Origin of the sequence: Williamwhitmania sp. (genome assembly GCA_035529935.1) — a bacterium.
GTDB lineage: Bacteria > Bacteroidota > Bacteroidia > Bacteroidales > Williamwhitmaniaceae > Williamwhitmania.
In genome coordinates, this window is the sequence record DATKVT010000019.1 from 19,618 (window position 1) to 33,424 (window position 13,807).

Genomic DNA, 13,807 nt, shown 5'->3' on the forward strand with positions numbered 1-13,807 from the left:
TTAGCGGAAGATAAGGGTTGAGAGTTGGTCCGGCGAAAAAACTTCGTTGGCTACCTCCTGAAGGCTCTCTGCCGTTATGGTGTTTATTTTTCTTGCTACTTCCTCTTGGCTATCAACAGTATTGTATATGAGCAAACTTTTGCCGATTGAAAGCATTTGACTCTCGTTGCTTTCGGCAGCAATTGCCAGCTGCCCTATAAGTTGCTTTTTTGCTTTATGAAGCTGCAGCACACTAATTTTTACATCGCGGATCCGGGCCAGTTCCTTGTTAACTAGATTTATGCTTTTCTGGATGTTGCCTTTGTCGGTGCCAAAATAGATAGAAACAATGCCAGTGTCAGTGTAGGGGGAATAGGAAGCCTCTACGTTATAAGCAAGGCCATACTTCTCCCGCAGTGATAGATTGAGACGAGAATTCATCCCGGGACCACCTAACAAATTGGTTAGGAGGTGTAACGCTACTCGTTTATCGCTTTTTAGGTCGTAAGCAGCATTCCCGATAATGCAGTGTGCCTGGTAGGTGGACTTGTGCTTCTCCACCATCTTGGGAGCATATCCTGAAAATGGAATGCGATTGTAGTTTCTATAATTAGGTGGGTAATGGCCAAAATACTTCTCTGCAATTCTTTTAACCGTATTAAACGGAATATCCCCTGCGGACGAAAAAACAAGTTGATCGCTATTGTAGGTTCTCTGCATAAAGGCAAGAATGCTTTTCTTGTCGAATGCTCGAAGATTCTTTTTGGTGCCAAGAATATTTCTGCCAATGGGAGCACCTTCAAATACCTGTTCCTCAAAATCGTCAAAGATGAGTTCGGAAGGGCTGTCTTTGTATGAGTTAATTTCATCAAAAACAACCTCTTTCTCCTTCGATAATTCCTTTTCAGGGAAGGTAGAGTTGAACATGATGTCAGCAATTAACTCCGCTGCTCGTTCGAAGTCGCTGGTTAGGATACTTGCATAAATGCATGTTTCCTCTTTGGCTGTGTAGGCGTTCAAGTCACCACCAATATCTTCCAGCCGGCTTATAATATGGTATGCTTTTCGGTGAGTTGTTCCTTTGAATATGACGTGTTCAATAAAGTGAGCCAACCCATGCTCATTCTCCAATTCATCCCGAGTCCCCGTGTTAATGGTAATTCCGCAATGAGCAATTTTGGAGTTGTTTCTCCAGTGGATAAAGCGGATTCCGTTGCTGAGAGTCAGGATGTTGAATTCCTGCATATTCTGTTTTGTTAAATTTGCTTGGCAAAGGTAACAATGATTGACTAATTTGGGTCAACAGTGGTAGGGTGAAGTTAACGTCTTGTTTAATTTGCTAAAACAATACAATTGGTTTGTAGTAAATGAATTATGGATAAACGAACAGCCACATCACTTGTGGTGAAGGCTTTTCAGCAGATATTTTGTAATCGAGTATTTGGAGGTTTTGAAATTTTGTATACATTTGCATCGCAATTGAGCAAGCGGGTGCCATAGCTCAGATGGTAGAGCAAAGGACTGAAAATCCTTGTGTCCGTGGTTCGATCCCACGTGGCACCACCAGCCGGAAAGATAACTCTTTCCGGCTTTTTTAATATTTGGTTCAGGCATACTTTCCTCAAATACATATCCCCCATTGTTAACCTGCATGTGGGATTACATCAATCTCCTACAAATTTTGATTCCCAAAGTAAAACAGTAATTTTGCACCTTGGCCAAAAGAGGCGTTGTTGCATTGATCTAAATGAATATGTCAAAACAGCTGCGCCTGGCTTGTTTCATACTCAATTTCAAAAAAGTTTACCATGGATCAGAAATTAATCCTAATTATCCTCGATGGCTGGGGAATCGGCAGGAAGGATAGCACCGACGCCATTTCCAACGCTAAGACTCCATACATGGACTACCTTGCAAAGACCTATCCCACATCAAAACTCCTCACAAGCGGAGAAGATGTAGGTCTACCGGATGGTCAGATGGGCAATTCAGAGGTTGGCCACCTTAACATTGGTGCAGGTAGGGTTGTATACCAAGATCTTGTTCGTATAAACAAGGCATGTGCAGACAATAGCATTTCTCAAAATAAAACATTGGTTGATGCCTTCACCTATGCAAAAGAAAAAGGTGTGGCCGTTCATTTCCTTGGCCTAGTTTCCGATGGAGGGGTACATTCGTTAGATAAACATCTTTACAAACTATGTGATATTACCAAGGATTTTGGACTTCAAAAGGTTTTTATTCACGCTTTTACCGATGGTCGTGATACAGACCCGGAGAGTGGGCTTGGTTTTATAACCCAGCTGGAGGAGCATCTGAAAACCTCCAATGGTACCATTGCTACGCTCGTTGGCCGCTACTATGCCATGGATAGGGATAAGCGCTGGGAGCGTGTAAAGGAGGCGTATGATCTAATGGTTGAGGGCAAGGGCAAACAGGTTCATAGCATTGTCGACGCCATGAAGGAGTCCTATGCACAAGGAGTAACTGATGAATTTATCAAGCCGGTTGTTAGGGTTGATAACCAGGGAAATCCGGTTGGTAAAATTGCTGCTGGAGATGTGGTTATTTGCTTCAACTACCGTACCGATAGGCTTCGCGAGATGACCACGGTGTTATCACAAAAGGATATGCCTGAGCAGGGAATGCACACCATACCGTTGCACTACGTTACGATGACTAGGTACGATGATACCTTTAAGAATGTAAATATTGTTTACGATAAAGACAATCTTCAGAATACACTTGGCGAGGTAGTGTCAAATGCCGGTGGACATCAAATCCGCATTGCCGAAACCGAAAAGTATGCGCATGTAACTTTCTTCTTTTCTGGTGGGCGTGAGGAGCCATTTGCCAACGAAAGCAGGTTGATGGTGCAGTCACCAAAGGTAGCAACCTATGATCTTCAACCTGAGATGAGTGCTATAGAGGTTAAGGACGCCATTGTGGCCGAGCTGAAGAAGGGAGAAGCTAACTTTGTTTGCCTCAATTTTGCCAATGGTGACATGGTTGGACACACTGGAATTTGGCCTGCAATAATCAAGGCAGTTGAAACTGTTGATTCCTGCGTGAAGGAGGTGGTTGAAACTGCCAAAGCCAATGGTTATTCCGCAATTATAATTGCCGATCATGGTAATGCTGATAATGCAGTGAATCCCGATGGCTCTCCCAATACCGCCCATTCATTAAACCCTGTTCCATTTATTCTTGTTTCTGATAAATACCGCAAGGTGAAGAATGGTATTCTTGCAGATGTGGCACCCACAATCATTAAAATTTTGGGACTTTCTCAGCCGACTGAAATGACAGGGAAAATACTAATTGAGGAGTAGATGATTCAAATTGATGATAAAATAATTGGCTCTGCTGTTTTTGAGGAGCAGTTTATTTGTGATCTCCCGAACTGCCTTGGAGTTTGCTGTGTGCAAGGTATCTCAGGTGCGCCGCTTGACTTAGCAGAGGTGCTCTTGTTGGAGGACGATCTGGAGAAGATTATACCTTTCCTTAAGCCAGAAGGTGTTGAGGCCATCCGGGAGTTAGGCGTGGTGGTGACCGATTTTGAAGGCGACCTTACTACTCCTTTAATTAATGGCAAAGAGTGCGCATTTTGCATAGAGGAGAAGGGGATTAGCCAGTGTGGGATTGAACGTGCTTATAAACAGGGGAAGACCAAATTTCAAAAGCCAGTATCCTGCCATCTATACCCCATACGAATAAAAACCATTGGTGAGTTTACAGCCATCAACTACGACCATTGGGATATATGCAACCATGCCCGGGTGCTGGGAGAAAAGGAAGGAGTACCGGTTTATCAGTTTCTCAAGGAGCCTATTATTCGACGTTTCGGAGAGGATTTTTATCAGCAACTCGAGGAGGCAGCCCGCTTGATAAGGAAAGAAAAGGAACAGTAGCATATTATTCACCATAACGAACTTACAATATGGACCAGATTAAAAAGTATGTGGAGGAAAACAAGGAACGTTTTTTAGAGGAACTATTTAGTCTTCTGAGAATACCTTCCATAAGTTCCCTCTCGGAGCATAAGCCGGATATGGTTAAGGCTGCCAATTACTGGCGCAACGCTATCTTGGAAGCTGGGGCTGATAAAGCTGAAGTTATGGCCTCGGAGGGAAATCCAGTGGTTTATGGAGAAAAAATCATTGATCCTAAACTCCCGACCGTATTGGTATATGGACACTACGATGTAATGCCAGTTGACCCTATTGAGCAGTGGTATTCAAAACCTTTTGAGCCAGAAATCAGGGATGGAAAAATTTGGGCGCGCGGTGCCGACGATGACAAGGGTCAGGCATTTATGCATGCGAAGGCGTTTGAACTGATGGTGAAAACCAACACGCTTCCTTGTAACGTGAAATTCATGATTGAGGGTGAGGAAGAGATCGGCTCTCCCAGCTTGACCAGCTGGTGTAAGAAGCATAAGCAGATGCTTGCTGCCGATATAATTTTGGTTTCTGACACAGGAATGATCTCTCCAGACACCCCATCCATTACAACAGGTTTACGTGGCTTAGCATACTGGGAGGTTGAAGTCACTGGACCAAACCGTGATCTCCATTCCGGCATTTTTGGCGGGGCAGTTGCCAATCCAATAAATTTTCTTGCTAAGATGATTGCCTCTATGACCGATGAGAACGGGAAAGTTACAATGCCAGGTTTCTATGCCGATGTTTTGGATGTTCCAGCAAAGGAGCGGGAGATGCTTGCAAGGGTACCATACAATGAGGCGGCCTATAAAAAATCAATTGAGGTGGCAGAACTTTTTGGTGAAACCGGCTATACCACTCCTGAGCGAACAGGTATTCGCCCCTCATTTGATGTTTGTGGCATTTGGGGAGGTTATACAGGAGAAGGTGCAAAAACGGTTTTGCCTTCTAAGGCTTTTGCAAAAATCTCTTCGAGACTGGTTCCAAATCAAAATCATGAAAAGATTGCCGTGCTCTTTAAGGATTATTTTGAGTCCATAGCTCCTGCCTCAGTAAAAGTAAAAGTTACCTCATTGCATGGCGGTCAAGGCTATGTTTGTCCGGTTGATTTCCCTGCATACATTGCTGCTGAGAATGCATACCTTGAATCGTTTGGTAAGAAACCAGTGCCGGTACGGAGTGGAGGAAGCATTCCAATCATCTCTACCTTCGAGGAGGTCCTTGGAATCAAATCAATACTCATGGGTTTTGGATTAGAGAGTGATGCAATTCACTCCCCTAACGAAAACTATCCTGTTGCTAACTTCTACAAGGGAATCGAAACAATCCCTCTATTTTATAAGCACTTTGCTACTATTTTGAGGTAACTGATAATTTGGAATCGAATAAATGGAATGGGCAGCTATAAGCTGCCCTTTTTTTTGCTGATTAGGGGGGGTGTTAAAAAATAATACAAATAATAATACATGAGCAATTAAAAATAGGGGGTATTGCAACAAAAAAGCATTTATATTAAAAATAACGACATTAATATAGGGGGTGTTGTTCTAATAAATGTATATTTGCGTCGTAACAATCAAAAAATGAAAATATGGTTGCGCTACGAGAAAAAGCATTATCAGAATTGTTGAGTCGTACCCCAGAAGGGGTAACCAAATCGGACGTTAAAATCTCCGATATTTTCGGAATCAACGTTTTCGACAGAAAAAAAATGAAGCAGTACCTTTCGGGTGAGGCCTATGAAAGTGTTGTTGCTGCCATTGATGAGGGTCGAAGAATTGACCGTAAGGTGGCCGATCAAGTGGCCACGGGCATGAAAACATGGGCTATGGAGCGTGGTGCGACTCACTACACACACTGGTTTCATCCGCTAAACGATTCAACCGCTGAGAAGCATGATGCGTTTTTTGAGCTCCAGCGCGACGGGGGCGCAGTTGAGCGGTTTAGGGGAGAGCTACTGGTACAACAGGAGCCTGATGCTTCTTCTTTTCCAAGTGGAGGTTTACGTAATACGTTTGAGGCTCGAGGTTATTCTGCGTGGGATCCCTCTTCTCCTGCTTTTGTACTTGATGGAACACTCTGCATACCTACCATATTTATTTCATATACCGGTGAGGCGCTCGATTTAAAAATGCCGCACCTTCGCTCGTTGCAGGCGCTCGATAGGGAAGCCACCCTCGTTGGTCAGCTATTCGACAAGGATGTAAAAAAGGTATTTGTTACCCTAGGCTGGGAGCAAGAGTATTTTCTCGTTGACGAGGCGCTTTTCACGGCTCGCCCCGATTTAGTATTGACAGGACGTACGCTGATGGGGCACGTAGCTGCAAAAGATCAGCAGCTTGAGGACCACTACTTTGGAGCCATTCCGGACCGGATTGCTTCATTTATGAAGGAGTTGGAGTTTGAGTCATATAAACTTGCGATACCGGTAAAGACAAGACATAACGAGGTTGCGCCGCACCAATTTGAGTGTGCACCCATTTTTGAGGAGGCCAACCTCGCAGTTGACCATAATTTACTGTTAATGTCCATTATGGATAAGGTAGCTCGCCGTCATAAGCTGCGCGTACTTTTCCATGAAAAACCATTTAAGGGAATTAACGGCTCTGGTAAGCATTGTAACTGGTCGATGCTCACCGATACTGGAGTAAATCTTCTTTCTCCTGGCAAGAATCCTCGCTCGAACATTCAGTTCCTTACCTTTTTGGTGAACACAATGAAGGCGGTTGATAAGCATGGATTGCTGCTGCTGGCAAGCGTAGCAAGCCAATCGAACTCTCACCGTCTAGGAGCAAATGAAGCACCGCCAGCAATTATGTCAGTTTTTATTGGTAAAACTCTTTCCGCATTGCTCGATTCGCTGGAGGAGCGTGTAACCGATAAAAAAATGACTCCGGAAGAGAAGACGGAAATAAAGTTGGATATTGGCAAAATCCCTGAGATACTATTGGATAATACCGACCGCAACAGAACCTCTCCTTTTGCATTTACCGGTAACCGATTTGAATTAAGAGCTATGGGGTCATCTGGTAATGCTGCCTCTCCACTTATTGTTCTAAATACAGCACTAGCTGAGCAGCTTCGGGAGTTTAGACTTGAAGTTGAGGCCGTGATAGCCAAGGGGGTTAAGAAAGATGAGGCCATTCTTCAGGTGTTGCGTAGCGTAATTACAGCAAGCAAGCAAATTCGATTTGAAGGGAATGGTTATAGCCAGGAATGGAAGGAAGAGGCTGCAAAGCGTGGTTTGCCCATCATGTACGATGTACCCGAAGCGTTTAATGCGTTTTTGGATCCAAAGTCTCGCGCGATGTTTGGAGCTTTTGCTGTCCTAACTGACAGGGAGTTGGAATCTCGACACGAAATTCGGAATGAGACCTACATTAAGAAGATGCAAATTGAGGCTCGAGTATTGGGCGATTTAGCCATTAACCATGTAGTTCCCACCGCCTTGCTTTATCAAAACCTGCTCATCGATAATGTTAAGGGTTTAAAGGATCTCTTTCCTGAGTTGGAGTTTGCAGTGTTGGCAGAAACACAGCTTCAGAGCATCCGTAAGATTTCCGACCACGTTCGAAATATTCGGCAATTGACCAAAGCGCTGGTTGAGCGCAGAAAAGAGGTAAACAAGATTACGGATATGTTTGAACGAGCTTCAGTATATTCAAAGGAGATCAACGCTATGATGGAGGAGGTAAGATACCATATCGACAAGTTGGAGTTGATTGTGGACGATAAGCAATGGCCGCTACCTAAGTATCGAGAATTACTCTTTTTACACTAGCAGCATAGCGTGTCAAACTTCTTGTTACAATTAGTTTGACCCTGTTTTAGAATCGATGCAGGAGAAGTTTTGTCTTAGCTTCTTTCCTGCATCGATTTTTGTATTTAACCAATTTATAGATGTTTCTCATTCACTAAAAAATTGTTTACTTTTATGCCTTATTGGCCAATGTTGAATAGCCTCTTTGGTTGAACTTGTCAATAATCAGAATATCATTTTTGCATTTTTTGTAAGTAAACACGAAACAATGGCAAAGAACTCCATTTCTATGGCGCTATCAGGCCTTATAGCCTTGATCCTGTGCTTTACAATGCTTCCAGAAAGTAGTCATGCCCAAGGCAAGTTCGAACGGGCCAATAAGGTTTTTGAAGCAGGTGGTTACTATGCATCCATAGACCTTTACCGGAACATATATAACGATATTGCCGATAATACTAAGAAGCCCTTTATCCTATTTCGTATTGCCGAAGCTTTTCGAAATATTGGGAATGCCCGACAGGCCGAGATTTGGTATGCGAAGGCAATTAAAAAGGAGTATGCAGACCCTATTATCTACCTGCACTATGGCGATGTGCTCATGATACAGGACGAATATGATAAGGCCCTTGCTGAATACCAGGAGTATAAGAAGTTGGTACCTAATGATCCAGTGGCTGACGAGCGTATGAAGAGTTGTCAGGTGGCCCAGCAGTGGAAGGAGAGTCCAACCGGCTACGTGTTGGAGCAGGTTGATTTTACGAATACCAAGTTTAATGATTTTTCGCCGGCATATGGGTCTGATGACTATGGAATACTCTATTTTACATCCTCTCGACCTGGTACAGTAGGTAATAAAATTCATGCCGCTACGGGAGAAAATTTTACGGATATTTTTGTTACCGAGCGCGACAGGAAAAATACTTGGAGTACACCAAAGCCTATAGAGGGCGAGGTAAATACCGAATTTGAGGAGGGATCGTGCTCCTTAAGCAGCGATTACAATACAATGTATTTCACTAGGTGCCGCGTAAATAAGCGCGATAAGTTGGGATGTGAAATTCTAACAGCTACAAACCAGGATGGTAAGTGGGGGAAAATTGAAAAAATTCCTATTGCAGGTGATAGCGTAGTGGTTGCCCATCCAAGCATTTCCAGCGATGGTCTAACGCTTTACTTCGTTTCGGATATGCCCGGAGGCTTTGGCAAAACAGATATTTGGAAAGTGACCCGAAACAGCCCAACTGATACATGGGGCGAACCCATTAACTTAGGAGCATCCATTAATACAGCTGGTAGAGAGATGTTTCCGTTCATCCATCCCGATGGCACCCTTTATTTTTCAACCGACGGTAGGCCTGGAATGGGTGGTCTCGATATTTTTAAAGCCACTCCGACCAAGGATGGAGGCTGGGATGTTGTAAATATGCGATACCCAATCAACTCATCTGCCGATGATTTTGGAATTATTTTTCAGAAGGAAAAGGAGATGGGTTACCTAACCTCACGCCGGAAGGGTGGTAGAGGTGGTGATGATATTTACCAGTTCTATCTACCTCCAATTAATTTTAACATTACTGGTATTGTTAAGGATGACAAAACGGATAAACCCCTTGACCAAGCCACCGTTAAGCTTATTGGTTCCGATGGCACTAACCTAAGTGTTGAAACTGGCAACGACGGGGTATTTAAATTTGTTCTGGCTGCCAATAACGATTATGTGCTTGTTTCTCAGCGGAATGGATACTTAAATGGGAAGGGTAAAGAAACTACGCGTGGTCTGACAGCTAGTAAGGATTTTACCGCCACATTGTATATGGCCTCTACTGCAAAACCAATCGAACTACCAAATATTTTCTACGACTATGGCCGATGGGAGTTGAGACCTGAATCGATGGTTTCGCTCGATAAGCTTGTTGAGACACTCAACGATAATCCCAATATCACCATAGAGCTTGGTTCTCACACAGACAGCAGAGGAACAGATGCGTTCAACTACGAATTGTCGCAGAAGCGTGCTCAAAGCGTTGTTGATTACCTAATTGAAAAGGGTATTGCGCCCGATAGGCTTAAAGCCAAAGGTTACGCTGCTTCCAATCCTAAGGTTGTTGATGCTCGCATTGCAGAGTCTTACCCATTCTTAAAAGAGGGTGTAGTGCTCTCCGACGAATTTATAAACGGGCTTCAAACGGATGATCAAAAGGAGATTTGCCACCAGCTCAATCGTCGAACGGAATTCAAGGTTTTGTCCACCGATTATAAACCGGTAGCAAAGCAGTAACTGAAAAGATAAAAAGCGCTCTGGCAACAGAGTCGCTTTTTTTATTTGGTAACAATTCAAACAACAGTTTCAGAAGATGGAAAAGAAGTCCAGATACGAACAAAGAGGTGTATCTGCATCGAAAGAGGATGTTCATAACGCCATAAAAAATCTAGATAAAGGAATTTTCCCAAAGGCATTCTGCAAGGTAGTCCCAGACTTTTTGGGTGGTGATCCCGAATACTGTAACATCATGCATGCCGATGGGGCTGGTACCAAATCCTCGCTGGCCTATGCCTACTGGCGTGAGACAGGCGATATGTCGGTATGGAAGGGTATTGCTCAAGATGCCATTGTGATGAATACCGACGATCTACTTTGCGTAGGAGCATTTGACAACATTCTGGTATCCTCTACCATCGGGCGGAACAAAAGACTTATTCCTGGGGAGGTAATTACTGCAATCATTCAGGGTACTGAGGAGTTTATTCAGGAGATGCGCGATCTTGGAATGAATATTTTTCTCACTGGGGGAGAAACGGCCGATGTGGGTGATCTAGTTCGAACAGTTATTGTGGACTCAACCGTCACTGCTCGCATGCCGCGATCGAAGGTGATTTCCAACGCTAGCATTCAGGATGGAGATGTAATTATTGGATTATGCAGTTACGGGAAAGCATCGTATGAAAAGAAATATAACGGAGGAATGGGTTCCAATGGGCTTACTTCTGCCCGACACGATATATTTGCAAAAGCTGTTGGCGAAAAATATCCGGAAACATACGATACGGGAATACCTAATGAAGTTGCCTACACTGGGTCGTTAAATTTGACACAAAAGGTTGACAGCGTTGGCATGACGGTAGGCGAATTGGTGCTATCTCCCACCAGAACTTATTTACCCGTTGTTAGGGAAATACTAACCAACTATAGCCCTTTGATTCATGGTCTTATTCATTGTTCTGGTGGAGGACAAACCAAGATATTGAACTTCGTCGATGGTTTACACATTATTAAAGACAGTATGTTTGCCGTTCCACCCTTGTTCAACTTGATCCAGCATTCATCCAATACCGATTGGCAAGAAATGTATAAGGTATTTAACATGGGACACCGATTTGAAATTTATGTGTTTCCTGAATTTGCCGATGATATTGTGGCCATTTCGAAGGAGTTTGGAGTCGACGCTCAGATCATTGGTCTTGTTGAGTCATCAAAGGAGAAGAAGTTGACCATTAAAAGCGAGCTTGGTACATTCCTTTATTAGTAAGATTGAGCTTCGAAATTATTGCTAAATTTGCAGCCAATTTTAAGGAGGTCATATAAATGAGCGATTTTCTAGGTAAACTTCATAGTTTGAAACTCAAGTTTGAGGAGGTTGGGCAGCAATTAACTGACCCTCAAATCATTTCAGATCAAAAGCGATATGTTTCGCTGAACAAGGAGTATCGGGAACTTGAGCCATTGGTGGAGGCTTACGAAACGTATAAGAATATTTTAAGCAATATCGACTTTTCAAAGCAGATACTATCATCGGAGAAGGATGATGAGATGCGCGAAATGGCCAAAGGTGAAATTGACTCCCTAACAACACAGAAGGAAAAGATTGAGGAGGAGATAAAGTTGCTCCTGATTCCTTCGGATCCAGAGGATGAAAAAAATGCAATTCTCGAGATTCGGGGAGGAACGGGTGGTGACGAAGCTGCTATTTTTGCCGGAGACCTCTTCCGAATGTACTCGAAGTATATCGAAAGTAGGGGGTGGAAGTACGAGATAAACGACTACTCTGAAGGCTCTGCTGGAGGCTACAAGGAAATTGTGATGAAGGTAACCGGAAAAGGTGTATACGGTATTTTGAAGTATGAATCGGGTGTACATCGTGTACAGCGGGTACCTCAAACCGAGACACAGGGGCGAGTGCATACTTCTGCTGCAACAGTTGCAGTTCTACCGGAGGCGGAGGAGTTTGACGTTGATATAAAGATGGAGGATATCCGTAAGGACACCTTTTGTGCGTCTGGCCCTGGAGGACAGTCAGTTAACACAACCTACTCTGCAATTCGTTTATCGCACGCACCCACTGGTATAGTGGTGCAGTGTCAGGATCAAAAATCTCAGATTAAGAACTTTGAAAAGGCGATGGCTGAACTGCGCACTCGAATCTACAACCTCCAGTATCAAAAGTATATTGACGCAATTGCCAGCAAGCGAAAAACAATGGTGTCAACTGGTGACAGATCGGCAAAGATAAGAACCTACAACTATCCACAAGGGCGCGTTACCGATCACCGCATTAATCTAACGCTTTACAATCTTGCTTCCATTATTGATGGTGATATTCAGGAATTGCTTGATAAGTTACAAATGGCCGAAAATGCAGAAAGGTTGAAGGAGAGCGAAATTTAGTATTAACCTAGAAAGCCTATGAATTCGCAGGATCTTTTTAAGAATATTCAAAAAAAGCGGAGCTTTCTTTGCGTGGGGTTGGACACCGACCTGAACAAAATTCCGGAGTATTTACTTTCCCGGGAAGACCCTATTTTTGAGTTTAACAAGCGAATTGTTGAGGCAACGGCTCCATTTGCCATTGCTTATAAACCCAACTTGGCTTTCTATGAATTCCAGGGGGCACAAGGTTGGATTAGTTTACAGAAAACGGTAAAGTTCATTCGTATGAACTATCCCGATATTTTCCTTATTGCCGACGCAAAGCGCGGGGACATTGGAAATACCTCAAAAATGTATGCCAAGGCATTTTTTCAACATTTTGGTTTCGATGCTATCACACTTTCTCCCTATATGGGACAGGATACCGTCACACCTTTTCTCGCATTTGATGGGAAGTGGGTTGTTATGCTTGGCTTAACATCCAACGAGTCGGCTGCAGAATTACAGATGTTACCCCTTGCAGATGGGAAACGATTGTTCGAGCGCGTAATTGAAACTTCAATGCAATGGGGCCACGAAAACAATATGATGTATGTGGTAGGGGCAACAAAAGCTCAGATGCTAGCTGATGTAAGGAAAATAGTGCCACACCATTTTCTCCTAATTCCAGGAGTTGGTGAGCAGGGTGGGAGCCTTGAGGAGGTGGTTGAATTTGGGGTGAACTCACAATGCGGATTAATTGTAAACTCTTCTCGTGGGATAATTTATGCAGACCATACGCAGCGTTTTGCAGAAGTTGCAGCCGCAAAAGCGGAAGATTTACAGATGCAAATGGCTGGACATTTGAAATCAAAAGGGTGCATCTAGATTTACGAAAGTATTTTGCATAAAAAAAGGGTGGTTTTACCACCCTTTTTTTATGCAAAATTGTATTGACTATTTGTCGTTTGCGTTGTAGGTGTCATATGGCAGGAATTCCCAAATATCATCAAGATATGTGCTTCCAGAAACACCGGTTACAACAAATCCTCTTCCACTTACAGTGAATCCAACTGCGTTTGACCGAGCAGCTCCTTCGAAGTCAGTTTTTCTTGTCCACAAATCAGTTACAGGGTTATATTCCCATACAGTAGAGATTATAGTGTTGTCATCACCAGTTGTAATATACCCAAGTCCATTAATTACGAATGCAACAGCATTTGCTCTTACTATGGAGGTATAATTATCATCATACGATTCATTCGAATCGTTGGCAATGTCTCTTTTCTTGGTCCAAGTATCGGTCGAGGCATCGTAAGCCCAGAAATCAGCAGGATGAGTTGCATTTTGAGTTCCTGTGCAAACGTAAGCAATGTCGTTGATGACAAATGCAACAGCATTCATTCGTTTACTACCGGGAAGGCTTGTTTTCTGAGCCCAAGTATTGGTGCTAGGGTCATACTGCCATAGATCTTTGAGGTAATTTCCATCGTAACCTCC

At 43.4% G+C, this 13,807-nt stretch carries 10 protein-coding genes and 1 tRNA gene; 9 read left to right on the top strand and 2 right to left on the bottom strand.

What is annotated here, in order from left to right:
* Complete coding sequence (locus VMW01_01105) at nucleotides 1–1,224, bottom strand: pitrilysin family protein (GenBank protein HUW04832.1); 1,224 nt, start codon at nucleotides 1,222–1,224, stop codon at nucleotides 1–3.
* A 245-nt stretch (nucleotides 1,225–1,469) separates the two neighbouring features.
* On the opposite strand from VMW01_01105, the gene VMW01_01110 reads away from it, so the two are divergent.
* The 9 genes from VMW01_01110 to pyrF all read left to right on the top strand — a co-directional run bounded on the left by VMW01_01110 (nucleotide 1,470) and on the right by pyrF (nucleotide 13,195).
* A tRNA-Phe gene (locus VMW01_01110) sits at nucleotides 1,470–1,545 on the top strand.
* 242 nt (nucleotides 1,546–1,787) lie between these two features.
* On the top strand, nucleotides 1,788–3,311 hold the full coding sequence (gene gpmI / locus VMW01_01115; GenBank protein HUW04833.1) for a 2,3-bisphosphoglycerate-independent phosphoglycerate mutase: 1,524 nt from the start codon (nucleotides 1,788–1,790) through the stop codon (nucleotides 3,309–3,311).
* Nucleotides 3,312–3,890 (top strand): DUF3109 family protein, encoded by a 579-nt coding sequence (locus VMW01_01120; GenBank protein ID HUW04834.1) that lies wholly within the window; start codon nucleotides 3,312–3,314, stop codon nucleotides 3,888–3,890.
* 29 nt (nucleotides 3,891–3,919) lie between these two features.
* Nucleotides 3,920–5,290, top strand: a complete 1,371-nt coding sequence (locus VMW01_01125; GenBank protein HUW04835.1) for a dipeptidase — start codon at nucleotides 3,920–3,922, stop codon at nucleotides 5,288–5,290.
* Between the two features lie 224 nt (nucleotides 5,291–5,514).
* Nucleotides 5,515–7,704: a glutamine synthetase III gene (locus VMW01_01130; protein ID HUW04836.1), complete on the top strand. Its 2,190-nt coding sequence runs from the start codon at nucleotides 5,515–5,517 to the stop codon at nucleotides 7,702–7,704.
* A gap of 247 nt (nucleotides 7,705–7,951) precedes the next feature.
* Entirely contained in the window at nucleotides 7,952–9,961 is a 2,010-nt protein-coding gene (locus VMW01_01135) for an OmpA family protein (protein HUW04837.1), read from the top strand.
* 76 nt (nucleotides 9,962–10,037) lie between these two features.
* On the top strand, nucleotides 10,038–11,207 hold the full coding sequence (locus VMW01_01140; GenBank protein HUW04838.1) for an AIR synthase related protein: 1,170 nt from the start codon (nucleotides 10,038–10,040) through the stop codon (nucleotides 11,205–11,207).
* A 59-nt stretch (nucleotides 11,208–11,266) separates the two neighbouring features.
* A complete protein-coding gene (gene prfA / locus VMW01_01145; GenBank protein HUW04839.1) occupies nucleotides 11,267–12,346 on the top strand; it encodes a peptide chain release factor 1 in 1,080 nt (359 codons plus the stop codon).
* Between the two features lie 18 nt (nucleotides 12,347–12,364).
* Complete coding sequence (gene pyrF, locus VMW01_01150; GenBank protein HUW04840.1) at nucleotides 12,365–13,195, top strand: orotidine-5'-phosphate decarboxylase; 831 nt, start codon at nucleotides 12,365–12,367, stop codon at nucleotides 13,193–13,195.
* A 69-nt stretch (nucleotides 13,196–13,264) separates the two neighbouring features.
* Here pyrF and VMW01_01155 read toward each other — a convergent pair.
* The coding region (locus VMW01_01155; protein HUW04841.1) for a kelch repeat-containing protein at nucleotides 13,265–13,807 on the bottom strand (543 nt) is incomplete at its 5' end.